General features: G+C 52.7%; 23 protein-coding genes, 1 tRNA gene and 1 other RNA gene. 17 read left to right on the forward strand and 8 right to left on the reverse strand.

Annotated elements, in window-relative coordinates:
* The first annotated feature begins 261 nt into the window (after positions 1–261).
* The gene (locus tag C2U53_RS20125) at positions 262–435 is read left to right on the forward strand and encodes a general stress protein (protein WP_043001044.1); all 174 of its coding nucleotides are present in this window, start codon (positions 262–264) and stop codon (positions 433–435) included.
* 163 nt (positions 436–598) lie between these two features.
* Positions 599–1,237, forward strand: a complete 639-nt coding sequence (gene rutR / locus C2U53_RS20130; protein ID WP_044258058.1) for an HTH-type transcriptional regulator RutR — start codon at positions 599–601, stop codon at positions 1,235–1,237.
* Here the strand turns inward: rutR and C2U53_RS20135 are convergent.
* Both C2U53_RS20135 and putA read right to left on the reverse strand, forming a co-directional pair.
* The gene (locus C2U53_RS20135) at positions 1,234–1,629 is read right to left on the reverse strand and encodes a lysozyme inhibitor LprI family protein (RefSeq protein WP_043001955.1); all 396 of its coding nucleotides are present in this window, start codon (positions 1,627–1,629) and stop codon (positions 1,234–1,236) included. The two genes, rutR and C2U53_RS20135, sit on opposite strands and share 4 nt — an antisense overlap.
* Before the next feature lie 59 nt (positions 1,630–1,688).
* Entirely contained in the window at positions 1,689–5,651 is a 3,963-nt protein-coding gene (gene putA, locus C2U53_RS20140; RefSeq protein ID WP_104446371.1) for a trifunctional transcriptional regulator/proline dehydrogenase/L-glutamate gamma-semialdehyde dehydrogenase, read from the reverse strand.
* Between the two features lie 397 nt (positions 5,652–6,048).
* On the opposite strand from putA, the gene putP reads away from it, so the two are divergent.
* The 5 genes from putP to phoH all read left to right on the forward strand — a co-directional run bounded on the left by putP (position 6,049) and on the right by phoH (position 12,394).
* Positions 6,049–7,557: a sodium/proline symporter PutP gene (gene putP / locus C2U53_RS20150; RefSeq protein WP_043001041.1), complete on the forward strand. Its 1,509-nt coding sequence runs from the start codon at positions 6,049–6,051 to the stop codon at positions 7,555–7,557.
* 223 nt (positions 7,558–7,780) lie between these two features.
* Positions 7,781–8,614 (forward strand): iron uptake transporter permease EfeU, encoded by an 834-nt coding sequence (efeU, locus tag C2U53_RS20155; RefSeq protein WP_104446372.1) that lies wholly within the window; start codon positions 7,781–7,783, stop codon positions 8,612–8,614.
* 56 nt (positions 8,615–8,670) lie between these two features.
* On the forward strand, positions 8,671–9,798 hold the full coding sequence (efeO, locus tag C2U53_RS20160; RefSeq protein WP_043001039.1) for an iron uptake system protein EfeO: 1,128 nt from the start codon (positions 8,671–8,673) through the stop codon (positions 9,796–9,798).
* A gap of 5 nt (positions 9,799–9,803) precedes the next feature.
* Complete coding sequence (gene efeB, locus C2U53_RS20165; RefSeq protein ID WP_043001038.1) at positions 9,804–11,087, forward strand: iron uptake transporter deferrochelatase/peroxidase subunit; 1,284 nt, start codon at positions 9,804–9,806, stop codon at positions 11,085–11,087.
* A gap of 518 nt (positions 11,088–11,605) precedes the next feature.
* Entirely contained in the window at positions 11,606–12,394 is a 789-nt protein-coding gene (gene phoH, locus C2U53_RS20170; RefSeq protein WP_043001036.1) for a phosphate starvation-inducible protein PhoH, read from the forward strand.
* A 188-nt stretch (positions 12,395–12,582) separates the two neighbouring features.
* On the opposite strand, the gene C2U53_RS20175 is transcribed toward phoH, so the two are convergent.
* Both C2U53_RS20175 and C2U53_RS20180 read right to left on the reverse strand, forming a co-directional pair.
* Positions 12,583–12,714: non-coding RNA, RtT sRNA (locus tag C2U53_RS20175), on the reverse strand.
* 43 nt (positions 12,715–12,757) lie between these two features.
* Positions 12,758–12,845 (reverse strand) — tRNA-Ser (locus tag C2U53_RS20180).
* Between the two features lie 234 nt (positions 12,846–13,079).
* Here C2U53_RS20180 and ghrA point away from each other — a divergent pair.
* The 4 genes from ghrA to C2U53_RS20200 all read left to right on the forward strand — a co-directional run bounded on the left by ghrA (position 13,080) and on the right by C2U53_RS20200 (position 16,012).
* Positions 13,080–14,018, forward strand: a complete 939-nt coding sequence (gene ghrA, locus C2U53_RS20185) for a glyoxylate/hydroxypyruvate reductase GhrA (protein ID WP_044268767.1) — start codon at positions 13,080–13,082, stop codon at positions 14,016–14,018.
* Positions 14,019–14,104: 86 nt separating this feature from the next.
* Complete coding sequence (locus C2U53_RS20190; protein ID WP_043001034.1) at positions 14,105–14,842, forward strand: phosphatase; 738 nt, start codon at positions 14,105–14,107, stop codon at positions 14,840–14,842.
* A gap of 23 nt (positions 14,843–14,865) precedes the next feature.
* A complete protein-coding gene (locus C2U53_RS20195; protein WP_043001033.1) occupies positions 14,866–15,420 on the forward strand; it encodes a molecular chaperone in 555 nt (184 codons plus the stop codon).
* A 100-nt stretch (positions 15,421–15,520) separates the two neighbouring features.
* Complete coding sequence (locus tag C2U53_RS20200) at positions 15,521–16,012, forward strand: DUF1097 domain-containing protein (protein WP_172740585.1); 492 nt, start codon at positions 15,521–15,523, stop codon at positions 16,010–16,012.
* 32 nt (positions 16,013–16,044) lie between these two features.
* On the opposite strand, the gene csgG is transcribed toward C2U53_RS20200, so the two are convergent.
* From csgG to csgD, 4 genes are read right to left on the reverse strand one after another with little or no spacing between them, the layout of a single operon-like run.
* The gene (gene csgG, locus C2U53_RS20205) at positions 16,045–16,878 is read right to left on the reverse strand and encodes a curli production assembly/transport protein CsgG (protein WP_044258051.1); all 834 of its coding nucleotides are present in this window, start codon (positions 16,876–16,878) and stop codon (positions 16,045–16,047) included.
* A gap of 25 nt (positions 16,879–16,903) precedes the next feature.
* Positions 16,904–17,320 carry a curli production assembly/transport protein CsgF gene (gene csgF / locus C2U53_RS20210; RefSeq protein WP_104446374.1) on the reverse strand — a complete coding sequence of 139 codons (417 nt, stop codon included), beginning with the start codon at positions 17,318–17,320 and terminating at the stop codon, positions 16,904–16,906.
* Between the two features lie 26 nt (positions 17,321–17,346).
* The gene (csgE, locus tag C2U53_RS20215; protein ID WP_043001029.1) at positions 17,347–17,736 is read right to left on the reverse strand and encodes a curli production assembly/transport protein CsgE; all 390 of its coding nucleotides are present in this window, start codon (positions 17,734–17,736) and stop codon (positions 17,347–17,349) included.
* A 4-nt stretch (positions 17,737–17,740) separates the two neighbouring features.
* Positions 17,741–18,391: a biofilm master transcriptional regulator CsgD gene (gene csgD, locus C2U53_RS20220; RefSeq protein ID WP_043001028.1), complete on the reverse strand. Its 651-nt coding sequence runs from the start codon at positions 18,389–18,391 to the stop codon at positions 17,741–17,743.
* A 762-nt stretch (positions 18,392–19,153) separates the two neighbouring features.
* On the opposite strand from csgD, the gene csgB reads away from it, so the two are divergent.
* The 6 genes from csgB (at position 19,154) to C2U53_RS20250 (ending at position 23,010) form a co-directional block, all read left to right on the forward strand.
* Complete coding sequence (gene csgB, locus C2U53_RS20225; protein ID WP_043001954.1) at positions 19,154–19,609, forward strand: curli minor subunit CsgB; 456 nt, start codon at positions 19,154–19,156, stop codon at positions 19,607–19,609.
* Positions 19,610–19,649: 40 nt separating this feature from the next.
* Positions 19,650–20,102 carry a curli major subunit CsgA gene (gene csgA / locus C2U53_RS20230; protein WP_044258048.1) on the forward strand — a complete coding sequence of 151 codons (453 nt, stop codon included), beginning with the start codon at positions 19,650–19,652 and terminating at the stop codon, positions 20,100–20,102.
* 60 nt (positions 20,103–20,162) lie between these two features.
* Complete coding sequence (csgC, locus tag C2U53_RS20235; RefSeq protein WP_043001026.1) at positions 20,163–20,495, forward strand: curli assembly chaperone CsgC; 333 nt, start codon at positions 20,163–20,165, stop codon at positions 20,493–20,495.
* Between the two features lie 145 nt (positions 20,496–20,640).
* Positions 20,641–20,964 carry a type 1 fimbrial protein gene (locus C2U53_RS20240; protein WP_043001025.1) on the forward strand — a complete coding sequence of 108 codons (324 nt, stop codon included), beginning with the start codon at positions 20,641–20,643 and terminating at the stop codon, positions 20,962–20,964.
* An 89-nt stretch (positions 20,965–21,053) separates the two neighbouring features.
* Complete coding sequence (gene ymdB, locus C2U53_RS20245) at positions 21,054–21,587, forward strand: O-acetyl-ADP-ribose deacetylase (RefSeq protein ID WP_043001024.1); 534 nt, start codon at positions 21,054–21,056, stop codon at positions 21,585–21,587.
* Positions 21,529–23,010 carry a phospholipase D family protein gene (locus C2U53_RS20250; protein ID WP_051642344.1) on the forward strand — a complete coding sequence of 494 codons (1,482 nt, stop codon included), beginning with the start codon at positions 21,529–21,531 and terminating at the stop codon, positions 23,008–23,010. Before ymdB ends, C2U53_RS20250 begins: the two co-directional genes overlap by 59 nt.
* Positions 23,011–23,018 lie beyond the last annotated feature (8 nt).

The following is a 23,018-nucleotide window of genomic DNA, read 5'->3' on the forward strand; positions in this document are numbered from 1 at the left end:
GCCTGTTTTGTAGCAAAATGATACATTTTCTCGCCGCTAAATTTTGCTAATCATAAGAAAGGCTTATTGATAAACTGAGGCAATTATTTCTCAACACGGACTTAAGCTGTTGCAGGATATTACCAGCGGCGGGCCGAACGCTCTGTATTGCCTAAGCTTAGTTTCACGTCGCGAGGTGAATGGCATCCGCCATCCGTGGCGTGAGGAGTCACTCCTCAGTACCTATGCAATATGATGTCTAATCAATGACGGAGGTCAGTAATGGCAAACCATCGAGGCGGTTCCGGTAATTTTGCCGAAGACCGTGAAAGAGCATCAGAAGCAGGTAAGAAAGGTGGTCAGCACAGCGGGGGGAATTTTAAAAATGACCCGCAGCGTGCCTCTGAAGCAGGTAAAAAAGGGGGCAAGAGCAGTGGTGGTAGCCGTAACAGCTAGCATTGCCGCACTTGTCGATCATCATGTTCAGCCTCCCCTTACTGCGTGATGACGCCACCGCCGCCGGATACTCCGGCGGTTTTTTTTGCCCGTCAGGTTGAACTGAAAGGAAACGCCACGCAGACTATGCGCCACTGACAGATTCACCGAACAAGGAAAGGGCATGGCCGAACGTGCTGAGAAAAAAACAGGTAAACGCTCGCAGGCGGTCAGCGCGAAACGCGAAGCGATTCTGACAGCCGCATTAAATACGTTTTCACAATATGGTTTTCACGGCACCCGTATTGAACACATTGCCGAGCAGGCCGGCGTCTCCAAAACCAATCTTCTTTATTACTACCCGTCAAAAGAGGCGCTGTATGTCGCCGTGCTACGTCAAATTCTGGATATCTGGCTGGCGCCCTTAAAAGCGTTTCGGGAAGATTTTGCGCCATTGGCTGCCATTAAAGAGTACATCCGGCTGAAGCTGGAAGTGTCCCGTGATTACCCGCAGGCCTCGCGTCTTTTTTGCATGGAGATGCTGGCCGGTGCGCCGCTGTTGATGGATGAATTGACCGGCGATCTGAAAACGCTGATTGATGAAAAGTCCGCCCTGATTGCCGGTTGGGTGAAGAGCGGCAAACTGGCGCCGATCGACCCGCATCATCTGATCTTCATGATTTGGGCTTCAACACAGCATTACGCCGATTTTGCGCCTCAGGTTGAGGCGGTGACGGGCGCAACGCTGCGTGACGAAACCTTTTTTAATCAGACGGTTGAAAACGTTCAACGCATGATTATTGAGGGAATTCGCGTTCGTTAATTGGCAGGCGGCAGTGGGCAGCTCATATCGCCTTCTTCGCATTGTAGCAGCGAGGCGAGAAACGCTTCACGCTCGGCGGTTTTATCCGCCAGACACTGATTGGCGATCATCACCTGAGCACTTCCCCCCTCGGTGCCGGAGCTGATAAGCGCGCAGTCGGCATCGCGCATGGCGATCCACGCGGTCTGCGCCTTTTTCAGCAGTTCCTGCTGTGGCGGGGCTGCGCGTTTCAGCGCATTCTGATACGTTTCATTCAGTTCTTTGTCTGCCGTCTGATACTGGGTGACGGCACAGGTATTCATTTCCGCTTGCGTGCTGGCATTTGCGCAGTCATCGGCCAGCGCCTGACCGCTGAGCAGCAGCGCAGCGCAGGTGAGTAGTATTCGTTTCATCATTCCCTCTGGCTCCATAAAAAAAGGCCCCGTTTCCGGAGCCTTAATTAACCACAGCCTTAGCCAATTGTCATCAGGCTTGCGTTACCTCCGGCGGCTGCCGTGTTCACGCTTAACGAACGCTCGACGTACAGTCGCTCCAGCAGAATATTGCTTTCACCACGGGCGAAACCTTGTACCGAGACAATCGCGCCTTCACGGGCTGCTACCGCTTCACACAGGGCACGAAGCTGATCGGAATCGCCGTGGAAGATCACCGCATCAAAAGGCTGCGTTGTCAGGCTGTCGGTTTTCGCAAACGCAATGCGGGCAGCAACCGCTGCCGGCAGGCGTTTCGCCAGATCACGGTGGAAAGCATCGTCAGTCCACAAAATCTGACTCCCGACCGAAGTGACGGCGGCAAGTTGCACCAGCGCATCCTGTTCATCATCCGCGATACACAGTACGCGCTCACGCGGTAACAGTGTCCAGGTGTTACGCTCCCCGGTAGGGCCAGGCAGCAGACGCTGCGTACCGGCCTGCGCCAGTTCGCCAAACTGTTGGCAAAGTTGACGTAACACAGGGCGATCGGCCGCCCACTCGCTGAGCGCTTCCAGCGGCTGGATCAGCGCGGCTTTCAACTGGGCGTCTACCGGATAGTCCGCATCCTGACGCGCCAGAGTGATGGCCAGCGCATTTTCCGGACGATTTGCCAGCAGACGGTAGAGATAGAGCGGCCCACCGGCTTTTGGGCCGGTCCCCGAGAGTCCTTCGCCGCCGAACGGCTGTACGCCGACGACCGCCCCCACCATATTCCGGTTAACGTACAGGTTGCCTACGTGCGCCGAACCGGTGACCTGGGCAATGGTTTCATCAATACGGGTGTGGACGCCCAGCGTCAGACCGTAGCCGGAGGCGTTGATTTGGTCAATCAGCGCGTCCAGGTTGTTGCGGTTGTAGCGTACAACGTGCAGAACCGGACCAAAGACCTCTTTTTGCAGCTCGTCAATGCTTTCCAGTTCGATCAGCGTTGGCGCAACGAATGTACCGCTTTGCCATTCACGGACATCTTCACTGTTTTCACGCGCCGCCTGGAATACCGGACGACCTTTCGCCCGCATAGCCTGAATATGCTGTTCAATATTGGATTTGGCTTCACTGTCGATCACCGGACCGATATCGGTGGTCAGACGCCCCGGGTTGCCCATCCGGCATTCGGCCATCGCGCCGCGCAGCATTTTCAGCGTGTGGTCGGCGATATCATCCTGTAGACAGAGTATGCGCAGCGCGGAGCAGCGCTGTCCGGCGCTGTCAAATGCCGAGGACAGTACGTCGACCACCACCTGTTCGGTGAGGGCAGACGAGTCAACGATCATCGCGTTCATGCCGCCCGTTTCGGCGATCAGGGGAATCGGACGTCCCTGTGCATCCAGACGCGTCGCGATGTTACGTTGCAGCAGCGTCGCCACTTCGGTAGAACCGGTAAACATCACGCCGCGCACGCGGCTGTCGGCGGTCAATTGCGCGCCCACCGTTTCACCCCGGCCAGGCAGCAGTTGCACCACGCCCGGCGGTACGCCAGCTTCCAGCAAGATGGCAATGCCCTGGGCTGCGATAAGCGGCGTCTGTTCCGCGGGTTTTGCCAGTACGCTGTTGCCTGCAGCCAGCGCGGCGGCGATTTGTCCGCTGAAAATGGCCAGCGGGAAGTTCCACGGGCTGATGCAAACAACCGGACCGAGCGGGCGGTGGGTCTCATTATCAAAATCGTCACGCACCTGACCGGCGTAATAATGCAGGAAGTCTACTGCTTCACGCACTTCGGCAATGGCGTTGGCGAAGCTCTTACCGGCTTCACGCACCAGAATGCCGATCAGCTGTTGCATCTGGCCTTCCATCAACACGGCAGCGCGATGGAGGATGGCGGCACGTTCATGCGGCGGCGTCGCAAACCAGATAGGAGCATTGTTCACCGCGCTTTGCAGCGCCTGTTCGACTTCAGTTTCACTGGCTTCACGGACATAACCGACGATGTCTTTCGGTTCTGCCGGGTTGACCACCGGGTTCATTTCGCCCTCGGCAACCGGTGTCTCGAGCATCGGCAACGCTCGCCATTTTTGCAGCGCGCTGTTGAGCAGGGCAGAGGAGAGTGAGGCCAGACGATGTTCGTTGGAAAGATCCAGACCGGCAGAGTTTTCGCGCCCTTTGCCGTACAAATCGCGCGGCAGCGGAATTTTCGGATGCGGCAGACCGGTCTGACCTTCCTGCTGCGCCAGTTTTTCAACGGCCTCGACCGGATCGGCCACCAGTTCGTCCAGCGGCAGCGTGGTATCCGCGATACGGTTAACAAAGGAGGTGTTCGCCCCGTTTTCCAGCAGACGACGCACCAGGTACGCCAGCAGCGTTTCATGGGTGCCAACCGGTGCATAAATGCGGCACGGACGGTTAAGTTTGCCATCCGTCACTTTACCGGTGACCTGTTCGTACAGCGGCTCACCCATTCCGTGCAGGCACTGGAACTCATACTGACCTGGATAGTAGTTCTGCCCGGCCAGCTGATAAATGGCTGCCAGCGTATGGGCGTTGTGGGTCGCAAATTGTGGGTAGATCAAATTCGGTACGGCGAGCAGCTTTTTCGCGCAGGCGAGATAAGAGACATCGGTGTAGACCTTGCGCGTGTAAACCGGGTAGCCTTCCAGACCGTCCATCTGGGCGCGTTTGATCTCGCTATCCCAGTAGGCGCCTTTGACCAGGCGGATCATCAGGCGGCGACGGCTGCGGGTGGCCAGATCGATCAGGTAATCGATGACGAACGGGCAACGTTTCTGGTACGCCTGAATGACGAAACCAATACCGTTCCAGCCAGCCAGTTCAGGTTCAAAACACAGTTTTTCCAGCAGATCGAGGGAGATCTCCAGACGGTCGGCCTCTTCGGCATCGATATTGATGCCGATATCATACTGGCGCGCCAGCAGCGTCAACGACTTCAGGCGCGGATAGAGCTCTTCCATCACACGATCGTACTGGGCACGGCTATAACGCGGATGCAGGGCGGAGAGCTTGATAGAGATCCCCGGACCTTCATAAATCCCGCGTCCGTTCGACGCTTTACCAATTGCATGAATTGCCTGCTGATAGGAGACCATATAGGCCTGCGCATCGGCTGCGGTCAGCGCGGCTTCACCCAGCATATCGTAAGAGTAGCGGAAGCCTTTTTCTTCCAGCTTACGGGCATTCGCCAGCGCTTCGGCAATGGTTTCTCCGGTCACGAACTGTTCGCCCATCAGACGCATCGCCATATCGACGCCTTTACGGATCAGCGGCTCACCGCTCTTACCGATAATGCGGTTCAGAGAGCGAGAAAGGCTGGCTTCGTTATGGGTGGAGACCAGACGACCGGTGAACAGCAGACCCCAGGTCGCCGCGTTGACGAACAACGACGGACTACGACCAATGTGCGACTGCCAGTTACCGTTGCTGATTTTGTCGCGGATTAAGGCATCGCGCGTGGCTTTATCCGGAATACGCAGCAGCGCTTCCGCCAGACACATCAGCGCCACCCCTTCCTGCGAAGAGAGAGAAAACTCCTGCAGCAAGCCTTGCACCATACCGGCACGGCCGCTGGCTGTTTTTTGATTACGCAGTTTATCCGCCAGTTGATAAGCCAGCTTATGGGCCTGTTCGGCTACCGGCTGCGGCAGACGCGCCTGTTCCATCAGCATCGAGACCGCGTCAGTTTCAGAGCGACGATACGCGGCGGTAATGGCGGAACGCGAGACCGACTGTGGGAGGATCTGCTCGGCAAATTCCAGGAAAGGTTGATGGATCTCTTCCTGCGGTGCCGTGGATTCATCGCCTTCGTTGGCGGCTCCGGCCAATAGCGCAGGAATTTCTGGCAGCGTGTCATCGTTTTCCAGTTTTTCCAGGTAATTAAAGATTGCCTGCTTAATCAACCAGTGCGGGGTGCGATCAATTCGCGTTGCCGCTGACTTAATGCGCTCGCGCGTTGCGTCATCCAGTTTAACCCCCATCGTGGTGGTTCCCATGCCATCTGCTCCTGTTGTTCGGTGAGGTACTGCTTATCGTTATCGAGAAATATCTACTATGTTGCAACTTTGTGCAACCACGTTAAATGTGACCTGTATAACAAGCTTAAAAATGAATGAAATGTTAATAAAAGAAAGATGTATGACGTTGGGAAAAATAATAACGCTATCTTTTTCTCTGCGGCAGTTAACACTTTTAAAAGGTGCAACCGCGAAAAATGTGAGAGAGTGCAACCTGCCAGAAAATAGTGTTCATCTGCATTTAAATTTGATGTAAATGATGTGTTAAATCGATTGTGAATAAACCGCGCTTCCGGCAGGATACGGTCGCCCGGGAAATACAACAGGCTTTGCCACGTTCCGGCAGAGCAATAAAACAGAAGAGTCTGGAGATTTTATGGCAATTAGCACACCGATGCTGGTGACGTTCTGTGTCTATATTTTTGGCATGATACTGATTGGTTTTATCGCCTGGCGTTCAACCAAGAACTTTGATGATTATATTTTGGGGGGCCGCAGTCTCGGGCCATTTGTCACCGCATTATCTGCGGGCGCGTCGGATATGAGCGGCTGGCTGCTGATGGGCTTACCGGGCGCGATTTTCATTTCCGGGATTTCAGAAAGCTGGATTGCCATCGGCCTGACGTTAGGGGCGTGGATCAACTGGAAACTGGTGGCCGGGCGCCTTCGCGTGCACACCGAACATAATAATAACGCCCTGACGCTGCCGGACTACTTCACCGGGCGCTTTGAAGACAAGAGCCGGGTTCTGCGCATTATCTCCGCGCTGGTAATTCTGCTGTTCTTCACTATTTATTGTGCATCCGGCATCGTGGCAGGGGCGCGTCTGTTTGAAAGCACCTTTGGCATGAGCTACGAAACCGCACTGTGGGCAGGCGCGGCGGCCACCATCCTCTATACCTTTATTGGCGGATTCCTCGCGGTAAGCTGGACGGATACCGTACAAGCCAGTCTGATGATTTTTGCACTGATCCTGACGCCGGTGATTGTCATCATCAGCGTTGGGGGCTTTGGCGATTCGCTGGAAGTCATTAAACAGAAGAGCATTGAGAACGTTGATATGCTCAAAGGGCTGAATTTCGTCGCCATCATTTCCCTGATGGGCTGGGGCCTGGGCTACTTCGGTCAGCCACACATTCTGGCACGTTTTATGGCGGCGGATTCCCACCACAGCATCGTTCATGCCCGCCGTATCAGCATGGCCTGGATGATCCTCTGTCTGGCAGGTGCGGTCGCGGTCGGTTTCTTCGGCATCGCTTACTTCAACAACAATCCGGCGCTGGCGGGTTCGGTGAATCAGAACGCGGAGCGCGTGTTCATCGAACTGGCGCAAATCCTGTTTAACCCGTGGATTGCCGGTATCCTGCTGTCTGCGATTCTCGCGGCGGTAATGTCAACGCTGAGCTGTCAGTTGCTGGTATGTTCCAGCGCCATTACCGAAGATCTGTACAAAGCGTTCCTGCGCAAAGGTGCCAGCCAACAGGAGCTGGTTTGGGTAGGGCGCATTATGGTGCTGGTGGTCGCGCTGGTGGCGATCGCCCTGGCGGCGAACCCGGATAACCGGGTGCTGGGTCTGGTGAGCTACGCCTGGGCTGGTTTCGGCGCCGCGTTTGGTCCGGTGGTACTGTTCTCGGTGATGTGGTCGCGTATGACTCGCAACGGCGCACTGGCCGGGATGATTATCGGTGCCGTGACGGTGATCGTCTGGAAACATTTCGGTTGGCTGGATCTGTACGAAATCATTCCGGGCTTTATCTTCGGCAGCGTCGGTATCGTCGTCTTCAGTCTGTTGGGTAAAGCGCCATCATCGGCGATGCTCAAACGCTTTGCTGAGGCTGACGCGCACTATCATTCCGCACCGCCATCGCGTTTGCAGGAAGGCTAACGTCTCAGTTCACTGACTAATCAGGCCCGCTTCGTGCGGGCTTTTTTGTCTTTTTCAGCTATCGCTTCCTGCCACAATCATTAACCCGCTAAGTGTTTACATTCTGACATCATTATCATTACATTCTGCTTGAGTTTTCTCTTGCCGTAATGATAATCACTATCACTGTAATTTACCTTTCTTTGCATCAGTTGACTAAGAATAACGTTTAAGGGTGTCTGGCATGTTTGTTCCGTTTCTAATTATGTTGCGTGAAGGGCTGGAAGCCGCGCTGATAGTCAGCCTGATAGCCAGTTATCTGAAGCGTACCCAACGAGGCCGTTGGATTGGCGTGATGTGGATTGGTGTATTTCTGGCGGCGGCGCTGTGTCTGGGCCTTGGGATCTTCATCAACGAGACCACCGGTGAGTTTCCGCAGAAGGAGCAGGAACTGTTTGAGGGTATCGTTGCGGTGATTGCTGTGGTGATCCTCACCTGGATGGTGTTCTGGATGCGTAAGGTTTCGCGCAACGTCAAAGTCCAACTGGAGCAGGCGGTCGACAGCGCATTACAGCGCGGTAATCACCACGGCTGGGCACTGATTATGATGGTCTTTTTCGCCGTGGCGCGTGAAGGGCTGGAATCCGTTTTTTTCCTGCTGGCGGCCTTTCAACAGGATGTCGGGATCTGGCCGCCGGTGGGGGCCATGCTGGGGCTGGCGACTGCGGTTGTTCTTGGTTTCTTACTCTACTGGGGCGGCATCCGTCTGAACCTGGGTGCTTTCTTTAAGTGGACCAGCCTGTTCATTTTGCTGGTGGCGGCCGGTCTTGCTGCAGGCGCGATTCGCGCCTTCCACGAAGCGGGATTGTGGAATCACTTCCAGGACGTGGCATTTGATATGAGCGCTATTCTTTCGACGCACTCGCTGTTTGGCACTTTGATGGAAGGCATTTTTGGCTACCAGGAAGCTCCGAGCGTCAGTGAAGTTGCGGTCTGGTTTATCTATCTGATACCGGCGCTGGTGGTGTTTGCATCGCCGCCGCGCACAGGCACAACCGCGTCCCGCGCAGCGCCTTGACGCTTCGCGACGCAAACTCTTATGTAGTTACAACATACTTATTTAAAGGGATGGTCATGACGAATCACTTTCGCCGTAGTGCGCTGCAGCTTGGCATGGCTGCACTGTTTGCTTCTGCTTTTACTGCCCATGCTGCGGATATTCCGCAGGTTAACGTCACGGTAACGGATAAACAATGTGAGCCGATGAGCATTACGGTTAATGCCGGCAAAACCCAGTTCATCATTCAAAACCACAGTCAGAAAGCGCTGGAATGGGAGATCCTGAAGGGGGTGATGGTGGTTGAAGAACGCGAAAACATCGCGCCGGGATTCAGCCAGAAGATGACTGCCAATCTGCAACCGGGCGAATATGACATGACCTGTGGCCTGCTGACTAACCCGAAAGGGAAGTTGATTGTTAAGGGCAGCGCGACGGCCGATGCCGCGCAGAGTGACGCTTTACTGAGTCTGGGTGGCGCTATCACCAACTATAAAGCCTATGTGACCGAAGAGACCGCGCAACTGGTGGCGGGAACTAAAGCCTTCACCGATGCCATTAAGGCGGGCGATCTGGAGAAAGCGAAGTCACTGTATGCGCCAACCCGTCAGCATTACGAACGTATCGAGCCGATTGCTGAGCTATTCTCCGATCTTGACGGCAGCATCGATGCCCGTGAAGACGATTACGAACAAAAAGCCGCCGACCCGAAATTTACCGGCTTCCACCGTCTGGAAAAAGCGCTGTTTGGCGATAACTCGGTCAAAGGGATGGAGAACTACGCCGATCAGTTAAATACCGACGTTCTGGATCTGCAAAAACGCATCAGTGAATTGGCATTCCCACCGTCAAAAGTGGTTGGCGGTGCAGCAGGACTGATTGAAGAAGTGGCGGCCAGTAAAATCAGCGGCGAGGAAGATCGCTACAGCCATACCGATCTGTGGGATTTCCAGGCGAACGTTGACGGAGCGCAGAAGATCGTAAACCTGCTGCGTCCGCAACTGCAAAAAGAGAACAGCGAGCTGTTAGCAAAAGTGGATGCGAACTTCAAAAAAGTGGATACCATCCTCGCGAAATATCGCACCAAAGACGGTTTTGAGACTTACGATAAACTGACCGATGCAGATCGCAACGCGCTGAAAGGCCCGATTACGACGCTGGCGGAAGATCTCGCGCAATTACGCGGTGTACTGGGTCTGGATTAAGCACCATGCAGCATGATAATAAAAACGGCGTGAGCGAACCGTCACGCAGACGTTTGTTGAAAGGAATGGGCGCGCTCGGCGGCGCGCTGGCGTTGGCCGGCGGTTGTCCGGTCGCCCATGCGCAAAAGCCGCAAAGCGCGCCGGGAACCTTGTCGCCGGATGCTCGTAGCGAGACTCAGCCTTTTTACGGTCCCCATCAGGCGGGTATTTTGACGCCGCAGCAGGCTTCAATGATGCTGGTGGCATTTGACGTTCTGGCATCGGATAAAGGTGAGCTCGAACGATTGTTTCGCCTGCTGACGAAACGTATTGCTTTCCTGACCACTGGCGGCCCGGCACCGGAAACGCCGAACCCGCGTATGCCACCAATGGACTCCGGGATCCTCGGCGCCTTCATCGCGCCGGATAACCTGACCATGACGCTGTCGGTGGGGCATTCGCTGTTCGATACGCGCTTTGGCCTACAGGCGCAGATGCCAAAGACGTTGCAGAAAATGACCCGTTTCCCGAATGACTCTCTGGATGCGGCGTTATGCCATGGCGATGTGTTACTACAGATTTGCGCTAACACCCAGGACACGGTGATCCATGCCCTGCGCGATATCATCAAACATACGCCGGATTTGCTGAGCGTTCGCTGGAAGCGAGAAGGGTTTATATCCGACCATGCGGCGCGCAGTAAGGGTAAAGAGACTCCGGTCAATTTACTGGGCTTTAAAGACGGTACGGCGAATCCGGACAGCAGCGATGTAAAGCTGATGCAGGACGTGGTGTGGGTGACGGCGGAGCAGGGGGAACCGGCGTGGGCCATTGGCGGATCTTATCAGGCTGTTCGTCTTATTCAGTTTCGCGTCGAATTCTGGGATCGCACGCCGCTCAAAGAGCAGCAAACCATTTTTGGCCGCGATAAGCACACCGGCGCTCCGTTGGGGATGCAGCACGAACATGATGTGCCGGATTACGCCAGCGACCCGGACGGCAACGTCATTGCGCTGGACAGCCACATTCGTCTGGCGAATCCACGCACGGCGCAGACGCAGTCGAGCCTGATGATGCGTCGTGGATACAGCTACTCCCTTGGCGTGACGCCATCCGGACAGCTTGATATGGGATTGCTGTTTGTCTGCTATCAACACGACCTGGAAAAAGGGTTCCTGACCGTGCAGAAGCGGCTAAACGGCGAAGCGCTGGAAGAGTACGTTAAGCCGATTGGCGGCGGCTATTTCTTCGCGCTACCGGGAATCAAGCAGGCCGATCGCTATCTGGGCCAGTCTCTGCTTGAAGCCTGAAAGTGATACCCCGTCTGTGGGCGGGGTATGTTGCGTCTCACGCGGCTGAAAATATTCTTTTTTTATATGATCCGTTTTTTGAAATAATTTTGTAATATCTCCGTAAGAGACTGTTGCCAACAGAAATGAGAATTTAGTTAACGTCAGGTAAAAATATTGTTGCGTTATTGCTAAGTTCTGATGTAATTATACGTAATAGCGGTAGTTCCCGGCAGTGATGGTTATTCACTATGGAGATCGCGAATGGTAAAGTCCTCTCGTGGACACGTTTCTGACAGTTTTTGCAGCCTATTACGCGGAAGTCTCTCCTCCGGTAGCCATCTCGTCACCGCTAAATTTCTCTCATTTTCCCCTCTTCTTCGTGTTACTGACGCCATATTCGGTGCGCGTAGCCGTGTGTGGCGTCTATTCGAAAGGCAAGCAATGGCTTACAAGGAAGCCAACCCGCAGATGTTCGTGCGCATAATCGCGCTGCCAACGGCGCGTGTGATGAATACCAACAACTCAAGGTGCTATCCATGGGAAGACAAAAAGCAGTGATCAAAGCTCGTCGTGAAGCAAAACGTGTGCTGAGACGGGACTCACGCAGTCATAAACAGCGTGAAGAAGAATCGGTCACCTCGCTTGTGCAGATGAGTGGCGTAGAAGCGATTGGCATGGCGCGCGACAGTCGCGACGCCACGCCAATCATGGCGCGCAATGAGGCTCAATCGCACTACCTGAATGCTATCGAGAGTAAACAACTGATTTTCGCTACGGGCGAAGCCGGGTGTGGTAAAACCTGGATCAGTGCGGCAAAAGCAGCAGAGGCCCTGATACATAAAGATGTAGACAGGATCATTGTCACCCGTCCAGTTCTGCAGGCTGATGAAGATCTCGGCTTCTTACCTGGAGATGTATCGGAGAAGTTTGCTCCCTATTTCCGGCCGGTTTATGACGTGCTGGTTAAACGACTCGGGGCATCTTTTATGCAGTATTGCCTGCGACCTGAAATCGGTAAGGTGGAAATCGCGCCGTTCGCCTACATGCGCGGACGTACATTTGAAAATGCAGTGGTCATTCTTGACGAGGCTCAGAACGTCACTGCTGCGCAAATGAAGATGTTCTTAACGCGCCTCGGGGAGAATGTGACGGTTATCGTCAACGGGGACATTACCCAGTGCGATTTACCCCCTCATGTTCAGTCAGGGCTCAGTGACGCGCTGGCCCGCTTTAAAGAAGATGAAATGATAGGGATTGTTCGCTTCAATAAAGATGATTGCGTTCGCTCGGCGCTCTGCCAACGAACGCTGAATGCGTACAGTTAAGTTAGCAATCTTTGCGCTCAGAGCCCGGGAAAACCGGGCTTTGTTTTTTAGGCGAATGTCACATAGGGTGGTGAGGGGGATTGACTGGCTTCGCTCGTTGTCGACCCCCGGTCGGGGATTCTCATCCCCCCATTGGGGAATATAAAAGAAAAGAGCCGATACATAAGTACCGGCTCTCATCTGAAATATGGCGGTGAGGGGGGGATTGACTCGCTTCGCTCGCCCTGCGGGCGTCATGGCCTGCGGCCATTCCGTCCAACGGGCTGCGCCCGTTGTCGAACCCGGTCGGGGATTCTCATCCCCCCCATTGAGGAATATAAAAGAAAAGAGCCGATACATAAGTACCGGCTCTTATCTGAAATATGGCGGTGAGGGGGGGATTCGAACCCCCGATACGTTGCCGTATACACACTTTCCAGGCGTGCTCCTTCAGCCACTCGGACACCTCACCATATTGTTGTTCCTCAACGACTGGAACGGGCGCTAATTTAGGGAAATACACCGCCTGCGTCAATCAACTTTTCCAAAAAATCGTGCGTTTATACAAACTTCAAGCAACCTGTAGGTTAATTAGGCGAAAACTGCTTTTTTTGCCAGCGCCAGCGAATTTGCTATGCTGATGATCCCTTTGAAAACGATGATAATAAGTGCGAAAAATTCCGCACAACAACCCGCAGGAGTCAATATGGATATCATTTTCTATCACCCTACGTTTGATACCCCCTGGTGGATCGCTGCCCTGGAAAAGGCTATTCCGGGTGCCAGAGTCCGGGAGTGGAAGCAGGGCGATACCGATCCGGCAGATTATGCGCTGGTCTGGCATCCACCGGTAGAAATGTTGGAAGGGCGTAAACTTAAGGCGGTGTTCGCACTTGGGGCGGGTGTAGATTCGATCCTGAGCAAACTGAAAGCCCATCCCACGATGCTGGATCCTGCCATTCCTCTCTTTCGTCTCGAAGATACCGGTATGGGCTTGCAGATGCAGGAATACGCGGTCAGTCAGGTGCTGCACTGGTTCCGCCGTTTTGATGATTACCAGGCGCTGAAAAACGAGAGCCAATGGCGACCGCTGCCGGAATATACGCGCGAGGCGTTTACCGTGGGAATTATGGGGGCTGGCGTACTGGGCGCGAAAGTGGCTGAAAGTTTGCAGGCCTGGGGTTTCCCGCTGCGCTGCTGGAGTCGCAGTCGTAAAACCTGGCCTGGCGTTGAGAGTTTCGCAGGCACTGAAGAGTTAGGCGCATTCCTTAGCCAGACTCGCGTGTTGATAAATCTGCTGCCCAATACGGCGGAAACGGTCGGCATTATCAATGGCAAACTGCTTGACCAACTGCAGGATGGGGCGTATCTGCTGAATCTCGCGCGTGGCGTGCACGTTAATGAAGATGATCTGCTCGCCGCACTGAACAGTAATAAACTCAAAGGGGCGATGCTGGATGTCTTCAGTCGTGAACCGCTGCCTGCGGATAGTCCGCTGTGGAAACATCCGCGTGTGGCGATGACGCCGCACATTGCGGCAGTCACGCGTCCTGCTGAAGCCGTCGCCTATATTTCCCGCACGATTTCGCATCTGGAAAACGGCGAAGCGGTGACCGGGCAGGTTGACCGTCAGCGCGGTTACTAAGGGAAACCCGGCATCTGCCGGGTTTCGACTAATAAACGCAGGCGATTCCTGCTATCCTTGTCGAAAAATGACCACAGGAGAGAGACATGTATCCCGTTGACCTGCATATGCATACCGTCGCCAGCACCCATGCTTATAGTACTCTGAGCGATTACATCGCCCAGGCGAAGCGTCAGGGACTGAAACTGTTCGCAATTACCGATCACGGTCCGGACATGGCGGATGCTCCACACCACTGGCATTTCATCAATATGCGTATCTGGCCGCGCGTGGTGGATGGGGTCGGGATCCTGCGAGGCATTGAGGCAAATATCAAAAATATCGAAGGTGAAATCGACTGTACCGGGCCGATGCTCACCTCACTGGATCTGATCATCGCGGGCTTCCATGAGCCGGTGTTCGCCCCCCACGATGAAGCCACTAATACGCAGGCGATGATCGCCACCATGGCGAGCGGCGTTGTGCATATCATTAGCCACCCTGGAAACCCGAAGTATCCCGTTGATATCACGGCAATTGCTGAGGCTGCGGCAAAATACAATGTTGCACTGGAGATTAACAACTCTTCCTTCCTTCATTCACGCAAAGGCAGTGAAGCAAACTGTCGCGCGGTAGCGGCAGCGGTACGTGATGCTGGCGGCTGGGTGGCGTTGGGCTCAGATTCTCATACCGCCTTTACAATGGGCGATTTCGGTGAGTGTCTGAAAATTATCGAAGAAGTGAATTTCCCGGAAGATCGTATTTTGAACGTGACCCCGAAACGATTACTCAATTTCCTGGAATCACGCGGAATGGCGCCGATTCCTGAATTTGCTGAACTTTAACTACCACGAGCTGGAATATTTTGATGAACGAGTTTTCAATCCTGTGCCGCGTACTGGGATCGCTGTATTACCGTCAACCGCAGGATCCTTTGCTGGTTCCGCTTTTTACCCTGATTCGCGAAGGTAAACTCCAGGCGAGCTGGCCGCTTGAGCAAGATGAACTGTTAGCGCGTCTGCAGAAAAGCTGTGATATGACCCCGTTGGCGGCGGATTACAACGCGCTGTTTGTCGGTGCGGAGTGCGCGGTGCCACCGTATCGCAGCGCGTGGGTGGAAGGGGCGACAGAATCAGAAGTGCGCTCCTTCCTTTCTGCACGAGGTATGCCGCTTGGCGAAACGCCAGCCGATCATATTGGTACGTTGCTGCTGGCCGCCTCCTGGCTGGAAGATCAGTCTGCGGAGGATGAAAGCGAGGCGCAGGAAACTCTGTTCGCGGACTACATCATTCCGTGGTGCGATACCTTCCTCGGTAAAGTGGAAGCGCACGCCGCAACCCCTTTCTGGCGAACGATGGCGCCGTTAACACGCGATGCCATTGGCGCAATGTGGGATGAACTGGAAGAAGAGACTGACGAATAATTGTGATATATATCACTTTTGTATGCAACTTGATTCAATCATTGCATAAATTGTGTGCGTGATCTCATTCATATTGTCGTTTTCTGCTATCATGCGCGGCATGAACATACTTCTTTCCATTGCAATCACAACGGGCATTCTCTCCGGTATCTGGGTATGGGTGGCCGTGTCTCTTGGCTTACTCAGTTGGGCTGGCTTTTTAGGCTGTACCGCCTATTTCGCCTGTCCGCAGGGTGGGTTAAAGGGGTTGGCCATTTCGGCCTCCACGCTGTTGAGCGGCGTGGTGTGGGCGTTGGTCATTATTTACGGTAGCGCGTTGACGCCGCATCTCGAACTGGTGGGTTATGTGATTACCGGCGTGGTGGCCTTCCTGATGTGTATTCAGGCAAAGCAAGTTTTACTGTCATTTGTGCCAGGCACATTTATCGGTGCATGCGCCACGTTTGCCGGGCAGGGGGACTGGAAACTGGTCTTGCCTTCACTGGCGGTCGGTTTGCTCTTTGGCTATGCCATGAAAAACAGCGGACTGTGGCTGGCGGCCCGGCGAGAAAGACACAGTACGCGAACCGTTGCGGAAAATAAAAAAGCGTGAGGAAATCCTCACGCTTTTTTTTATCCTGATCATCAGGATTCCGGCGGTACCGACATATGACGATATTTCACCAGAATGTCGTTCTGGCGATCGGCTTTATTCTGCAAATCCCACAACCCACGATCGATACCATCGTTGATGAGGAAGATGACGCCCGTCTCAATGGCGGACATCAGGCACAACATCACCGGTTCGTTGGAGGTGTAGCCAATTTCACCTTCCAACAGTCTCTGATAATCGATAAAGCGGAACACCCCAGCCTGCACTTCATAAGACAGAATGGTTTTACTGGTGTTGACCGAGGAGAGGATCTCACCGGTGCTGACGTTGACTACGCGCAGGTTCACCGCAATCTGGTCAAGCTGGTATTGCGTGTCTGCGCCGATACCGAAGTAACGCGCACCGACGCCGCCGGATTTCACGTTACTTTCGTAGCCGATAATCGACCCTTCAACCATGATGTTTGCCGCCGTCAGCGACTGTAGCGGGATTCGGTTGTTGATGGCGACAGTCCCATTTTCCTGAGCGGCACGAATGATTTTACGTTCATTCAGCAAGTTTTGCAGTCCCTGGCGCTCCAGTGGAACAAACCAGCGGGAATCTTTCAGCGCGGTGACCAGCATCGCAGTGGCGCTTTGTGGGACGGCTGTTGAGAAGTTACTGGCCGGGTAGGGTTTAAACTGCCCGGTTTCATCCTGAATGTTATACACAGAGACAAAAATTTTACCCGTTGGAATCGGTAAATGCGTTAAATCCTTATAACTTTGCGCACGGGGCATTAAGGTCGGTTTAGCGGCTTCTTTTGGCGGGGCGGTTAAGCATCCGCTCAGTAAAATGACGGCGACGAATACAAGTAAGCGCTGCATGATGATTGTCCTTACGTGGCGGTACTTAGAAATCGGTAGATTGCGACTGTAAACCCGACACTTCGATCGTCGATGTTTTGCCCGTTTTCCTGTCCGTGACGTTTAGCTGCAACTGACCATCCCGGTTAGTAATGTCCACAATGAAATCATTGGTCACCATCCTGCCGGGTTTCCCCGTGTTAATATTGGTCAACAGCCCACCTAATATTTGTGACTGAATGGCCTGAGTGAAGTTATCCAACGCGGAGGGAGTTTCAATTCCGTAATCGTCGTTATAACTGGGATCTTTATAAGAGTTTTGCGCCTGGGCGCTATTCAGTAAAAAAGAACCGTTATTGGGATTTCCACCAAAGTTAGGGTTACGGAACTGGAAGGTCATATTTCCGGCCCAACTTAATGGCGAAATAAGCATGAGTACTACTATTGCATGTTTGACACGCATTACAGCCTCCGGACAAAAATCACTTTTTAGAATTCGTCATGCGTTAAATCGCCGGTGCTCAATAGTGTTTTATCTATTTGCCGTCGGTTTAAGGCATCCTCAGTTTGTGCCAGCGCGAAGACAACAGTTTTTTCGAAGTCTCTTTTCGTTGGAAATAAAAAAGTCTGGAATATAACGTCCTGATTAACCGTTATTGTGATCCAACTTCCCCAACGTGCACTGGGTCGCTCATTGATGGTCAAATTGCCTGGATAATCACTTTCCCATTTGTCGCTAAACGCACGATAAAAATCGTGGCCAATAGACGAAACCGTGTGGTCAGTTAAGAGCCCAGGAACTTCAACTTCTACAGCCTGCGTCGTGCTGGCAGCGAACAGCAACTGCGCCGCTGCAAGCCAGGTTAAATAGCGTTTCATGGCGTTATCGCCTGAGGTTATCATTTGCCCACGAAACCGCCTGGGTACGGTTTTTGACAGCTATCTTTTTGAAAAGATTATAAAGATGCGTTTTGACCGTGTTTTCACTGATAAACAGTGAACGTGCGATTTCGATATTAGAGGCGCCGATACGCAGCTTATTCAGGATCTCTTTTTCGCGATGAGTCAGGAGGGCTGACTCACTGCTGTTGTAGCGATAATTACCTGAGTGAGTGATCAGATAACTGGCCAGTTTCTGTGAGAAGTAACATTCTCCCCGCAGGATCCCTTGCAAACCGTTTACGACACGCTCTTCGTCATCCGCTACGTAAAAAACGCCATTGATATGCGGCCAGTTTTCAATATCCCGGTAGGGATAATCATCGGGCGTGTTCAACAATAACGTCTTTAAATTATTGTTTTTCCTACTTAAGTTATCCTGCCAGTAATGGATGAGCTTTTTATCCGCTTCCATCATATCGACTAAAACAATGCAGCTGGAGGAGATATCATCCAGAGAACGCTGAATATTATGCAGTTTTCCGGAGAGGGCCAGAGATTGTTTTAAATGCTGCAATAATGCTGTAGCTTGCAGGGATGGTTTGGTGATCAACAATAATGTATGACCATGAATACTATGGAATTCATTAAACATGATGAAACCCCACTTTTTTAGTCGCACATCTGACAGTTGCCTGCAGAAATGAGGCACCAGAAGTACTGACAGATGTTGCACTGCTGTGTGTAGTAAAATAAGAATCAGCCCGAACGGGGCAAATATTAATACAAATGAACTACAACTGATTTCAATCTAGCCATTACAAATCTTAAAGCAAGTGTTAAACATGTAACAGAATGTAAAAATATATATTAATTTGTTATCTTAAGGCTTTTTTTAAGTTTAGATTTGATAGTAAAGTTGTACATCCAGCCGTTATTGCACAGATTTAAAAAATCATACAAATTATATTAATTAATTGAATTTAAAGTAATAAACACAATTCGCTCTGGTACTTCATCGGTGTGGGAATTGCTCAGTGATGACATTCGCCGGCGTCGCGCATTTTGATGACGAAAAAAACGAGGCTTGTCACGACTTGCTCATCTCTCTCTTCTTTGAACGTACAACATAGCCTGGAAAGTCCACTTTACAGCCTGCTGACTGACGGCGAGAAAAAGCACGACCGATAATTGTGAAGAAAATAAAATAAGCGCAAATAACAGGCTATTCCTGCCCTGTTTAGTACTTTGGTGTGAGCGAAAATATAAAAATACCACTGGCGGGTGAGTTATTTAAAATGTTTCCGCAGACATACTCTTCATCGTAACGCGACGTTAACAAATTACGTTTAGCGTTAACAGGTAAATTGATGAGAACGTTATTTTCTCGATGTGCGACCAGGTCCAGGGTGACAACATGAAAAACAAATTGTTATTTATGATGTTAACAGTACTGGGTGCGCCTGGAATTGCTTCCGCAACAAGTTATGATTTAGCGCATTCCGAATATAACTTTGCGGTAAATGAATTAAGTAAGTCTTCATTTAATCAGGCAGCCATTATTGGTCAAGTGGGCACGAATAATAGTGCAAAGATACGCCAGGAGGGCTCTAAACTTTTGTCGGTAGTTTCACAAGAAGGTGGAAGTAACCGGGCCAAAGTTGACCAATCAGGAGCTTATAATTTTGCGTATGTTGCTCAGTCGGGTCATTCCAATGATGCCAGTATATCGCAAAGTAATTACGGTAATACTGCGATGATTATCCAGAAAGGTTCTGGAAATAAAGCAAATATTACTCAGTATGGTACGCAAAAAACAGCAGTTGTAGTGCAGAGACAGTCGCAAATGGCAATTCGCGTTATTCAACGCTAATCCATTGACGACGCTTAAATCAATCCGATGGGGGTTTACCATGAAACTTTTACAAGTGGCAGCATTTGCAGCAATCGTGGTTTCTGGCAGTGCTCTGGCTGGTTCTGTTCCGCAATGGGGCGGCGGCGGTGGTGGCGGCGGCGGGAGCAGTTCCGGCCCGGAATCGACCCTGAGCATTTATCAGTCAGGGGTCAACAACGCCGCGCTTGCGCTGCAAAGCGACGCTCGTAAATCTGATACGACCATTCATCAGAATGGCTTTGGTAACGGCGCCGACGTGGGCCAGGGCTCAGATAACAGCACCATCGATCTGACTCAAAACGGCTTCAAAAACAACGCCACCATCGATCAGTGGAACGGCAAAAATTCGGACATTACTGTGAGCCAGTATGGTGGACATAACGCCGCGCTGGTGAACCAGACTGCGTCCGATTCCAGCGTTCTTGTGCATCAGGTTGGTTTTGGCAACAACGCCACCGCTAATCAGTACTAATTCAGTTTATGTGCTGACGATAAACAGGGCGAAAGCCCTGTTTTTTTTCGGGAGGACATCATGAACACCTTATTACTCCTTGCGGCGCTCTCTAATCAGATAACGTTTGCAACCACCCAGCAAGGAGACATTTACACGATTACGCCGCAGGTCACCCTGACACAACCCTGTGTGTGCCAGGTGCAGATTTTAGCCCTTCGTGACGGTGTGGCGGGGCAAAGTCAGTCACGACAGAAAAAGACCCTGTCTCTACCCGCTAATCAGGCCATTGATTTGACCAGACTCAGTTTAAATATCTCTGCACAAGACACCGTCAAAATCGTGGTTACGGTTTCTGACGGCCAGTCTCTGCATTTATCGCAACAGTGGCCGCCCTCTGTGAAATCGTCATAACTGACTGACAATTAATGCGTCGATGCTGGCAGAAGCGAGGTGGCTGAACTATGAATAGAGTGACGCGGAATGCGTGACTCCCGGGCCTGTCGCCGTCAGGGAATACATCACCCCTCAAGGATGAATACTCATTGAGGAAAGCATCATGCTGTTATCTGTCACGCGTAAAACAAGCCTTCCGCTGCTCGCGCTTCTTGCCCTGTTTTCTTTTACCGCAATGGCGGATGCGGGAGGACAGGGCGGGGTGATTCATTTCACCGGTCAAATCGTAGAACCGCCCTGCAATGTGAGTCTGGAGCAACAACGCCTTGCAATGTCGTGCTATAACACGGGGCGCACGCAAACCCGCTATTACTCACCCCAGGAACTGCTAAAAGCACCACAACACTTCAAGCAGATCGCCGCAGTTAACTTGCACTATCTGGATGAGAAGAAAAAACTGGCGGTGATGGACATCAGCTACCGCTAAACAGGTCATTCAGACAAACAGACGAAAAAAGCGATTTCAGGGTATCCCCTGCTGTACACTTACAGAATAGAGTGACGCAAGGAGGTTCTATGGAATCGCGTATTCATGTTATCCAGGGGGATATCACCACGGTCGCGGTTGATGTCATCGTCAATGCCGCTAACGCCTCGCTGATGGGGGGCGGAGGTGTTGATGGGGCAATCCATCGCGCTGCGGGCCCCGCCTTACTGGAAGCCTGCATGAAAGTCAGACAGCAGCAGGGCGAGTGCCCGACGGGCCATGCGGTGATCACGCTTGCCGGAAACCTCCCCGCTAAAGCGGTCATTCATACCGTCGGCCCGATCTGGCGTGGCGGCGAGCATAACGAAGCGCAACTGCTACAGGATGCGTACGTTAATAGCCTGAATCTGGCGCTGGCCAATGGCTACGCGTCCATTGCCTTTCCGGCAATCAGTACCGGAGTTTACGGCTATCCACGAGCCGCCGCCGCTGAAATTGCGCTGAAAACCGTTTCGGAATTTATTACCCGCCGCGCTTTGCCTGAGCAGATATACTTTGTCTGTTATGATGACGAAACAACCCGACTCTACCAGCGTCTACTTACCCAACAAGGCGATGAATGAGCTGACTCGCCTCGCCAGCGCCACGCGTCCTCTGTGCGACAATCACCCCGGAGAGTGCGGCATTCTTGCGCTCGATAACAGTCTGGACGCCTTTGCCGCCCGTTACCGGCTGGCGGAAATGGCGGAGCGCACGCTGGATGTTCAGTACTATATCTGGGAAGACGACATGTCCGGGCGACTGCTGTTCGCTGTTCTTCTGGTGGCGGCGAAACGTGGTGTCCATGTGCGCCTGTTGCTTGATGACAACAACACGCCAGGGCTGGATGACACTCTGCAACTGCTCGATGCCCATCCCAACATTGAAGTTCGCCTGTTTAATCCTTTCTCTTTTCGCATGCTACGGATGCTGGGTTATCTGACCGATTTCGCCAGGCTAAACCGACGGATGCATAACAAAAGCTATACCGTAGACGGTGTTGTCACCCTGGTGGGTGGGCGAAACATTGGCGATGCCTATTTTGGAGCGGGCGAGGAGCCGCTGTTCTCCGATCTGGACGTGATGGCCATCGGACCCGTCGTCGGGGAGGTTGCTGAGGATTTCGAACGCTACTGGCATTGCGCGTCGGTTTCGACGTTGAAATCGGTACTGGCACTCTCCGAGCAAGAGATCACCGAACGTATTGAGCTACCCGACGCCTGGTACAACGATCCCATCACCCGTCGATATCAGCATAAACTGAAAACCAGCCCGTTTATGACCCATCTCGATCGCGGAACGCTACCGCTTATCTGGGCGAAGACCCGGCTGTTAAGTGACGATCCCTTAAAAGGCCAGGGGAAAGCGCAGCGCCACTCTTTACTGCCACAACGACTGTTTGACGTGATGGGGTCGCCGACGGAGCGGATTGACATTATTTCTGCCTATTTTGTCCCGACCCGTGCAGGCGTCGCGCAGTTGCTGAAACTGGTGCGTAAAGGCGTCAAAATTGCGATTCTCACCAATTCATTAGCCGCCAATGATGTCGCGGTGGTACATGCCGGTTATGCGCGCTGGCGGAAGAAACTACTGCGTTATGGTGTCGAGCTCTATGAACTGAAGCCGACGCGTGAACGTCAGGTGGTACTGCACGACAGGGGGCTTACGGGGAACTCCGGTTCCAGCCTGCATGCCAAAACGTTCAGTATTGACGGGCGTAAGGTGTTTATTGGTTCACTGAATTTTGATCCCCGTTCCACGTTGCTGAACACGGAAATGGGATTTGTGATTGAAAGCGAGACGCTGGCGACGCTTATCCATAACCGGTTCATTGAGAGTCAACGCGATGCGGCCTGGCAATTACGCCTCGATCGCTGGGGGCGAATTAACTGGGTGGATCGGCAACAGGACGAAGAACTGGTGTTAAAAAAAGAACCCGCCACAGGATTCTGGAAGCGGGTTCTGGTGCGACTGGCGACGCTATTGCCTGTCGAGTGGCTGCTTTAACGTGGTCG

Origin of the sequence: Citrobacter sp. CFNIH10 (genome assembly GCF_002934585.1) — a bacterium.
Taxonomy (GTDB): Bacteria; Pseudomonadota; Gammaproteobacteria; order Enterobacterales; family Enterobacteriaceae; genus Citrobacter_A; species Citrobacter_A amalonaticus.

Bases quoted from the DNA above. Each gene is read 5' to 3' on its own strand.
- C2U53_RS20240 (WP_043001025.1), top strand. From the start codon at position 20,641: ATGCTGTTATCTGTCACGCGTAAAACAAGCCTTCCGCTGCTCGCGCTT.
- C2U53_RS20250 (WP_051642344.1), top strand. From the start codon at position 21,529: ATGATGACGAAACAACCCGACTCTACCAGCGTCTACTTACCCAACAAG.
- csgA (WP_044258048.1), top strand. From the start codon at position 19,650: ATGAAACTTTTACAAGTGGCAGCATTTGCAGCAATCGTGGTTTCTGGC.
- C2U53_RS20195 (WP_043001033.1), top strand. From the start codon at position 14,866: ATGAACGAGTTTTCAATCCTGTGCCGCGTACTGGGATCGCTGTATTAC.
- csgD (WP_043001028.1), bottom strand. From the start codon at position 18,391: ATGTTTAATGAATTCCATAGTATTCATGGTCATACATTATTGTTGATC.
- efeB (WP_043001038.1), top strand. From the start codon at position 9,804: ATGCAGCATGATAATAAAAACGGCGTGAGCGAACCGTCACGCAGACGT.
- csgG (WP_044258051.1), bottom strand. From the start codon at position 16,878: ATGCAGCGCTTACTTGTATTCGTCGCCGTCATTTTACTGAGCGGATGC.
- ghrA (WP_044268767.1), top strand. From the start codon at position 13,080: ATGGATATCATTTTCTATCACCCTACGTTTGATACCCCCTGGTGGATC.
- C2U53_RS20200 (WP_172740585.1), top strand. From the start codon at position 15,521: ATGAACATACTTCTTTCCATTGCAATCACAACGGGCATTCTCTCCGGT.
- rutR (WP_044258058.1), top strand. From the start codon at position 599: ATGGCCGAACGTGCTGAGAAAAAAACAGGTAAACGCTCGCAGGCGGTC.
- efeU (WP_104446372.1), top strand. From the start codon at position 7,781: ATGTTTGTTCCGTTTCTAATTATGTTGCGTGAAGGGCTGGAAGCCGCG.
- efeO (WP_043001039.1), top strand. From the start codon at position 8,671: ATGACGAATCACTTTCGCCGTAGTGCGCTGCAGCTTGGCATGGCTGCA.
- phoH (WP_043001036.1), top strand. From the start codon at position 11,606: ATGGGAAGACAAAAAGCAGTGATCAAAGCTCGTCGTGAAGCAAAACGT.
- putA (WP_104446371.1), bottom strand. From the start codon at position 5,651: ATGGGAACCACCACGATGGGGGTTAAACTGGATGACGCAACGCGCGAG.
- csgE (WP_043001029.1), bottom strand. From the start codon at position 17,736: ATGAAACGCTATTTAACCTGGCTTGCAGCGGCGCAGTTGCTGTTCGCT.
- csgB (WP_043001954.1), top strand. From the start codon at position 19,154: ATGAAAAACAAATTGTTATTTATGATGTTAACAGTACTGGGTGCGCCT.
- csgF (WP_104446374.1), bottom strand. From the start codon at position 17,320: ATGCGTGTCAAACATGCAATAGTAGTACTCATGCTTATTTCGCCATTA.
- C2U53_RS20190 (WP_043001034.1), top strand. From the start codon at position 14,105: ATGTATCCCGTTGACCTGCATATGCATACCGTCGCCAGCACCCATGCT.
- putP (WP_043001041.1), top strand. From the start codon at position 6,049: ATGGCAATTAGCACACCGATGCTGGTGACGTTCTGTGTCTATATTTTT.
- C2U53_RS20125 (WP_043001044.1), top strand. From the start codon at position 262: ATGGCAAACCATCGAGGCGGTTCCGGTAATTTTGCCGAAGACCGTGAA.
- csgC (WP_043001026.1), top strand. From the start codon at position 20,163: ATGAACACCTTATTACTCCTTGCGGCGCTCTCTAATCAGATAACGTTT.
- C2U53_RS20135 (WP_043001955.1), bottom strand. From the start codon at position 1,629: ATGAAACGAATACTACTCACCTGCGCTGCGCTGCTGCTCAGCGGTCAG.
- ymdB (WP_043001024.1), top strand. From the start codon at position 21,054: ATGGAATCGCGTATTCATGTTATCCAGGGGGATATCACCACGGTCGCG.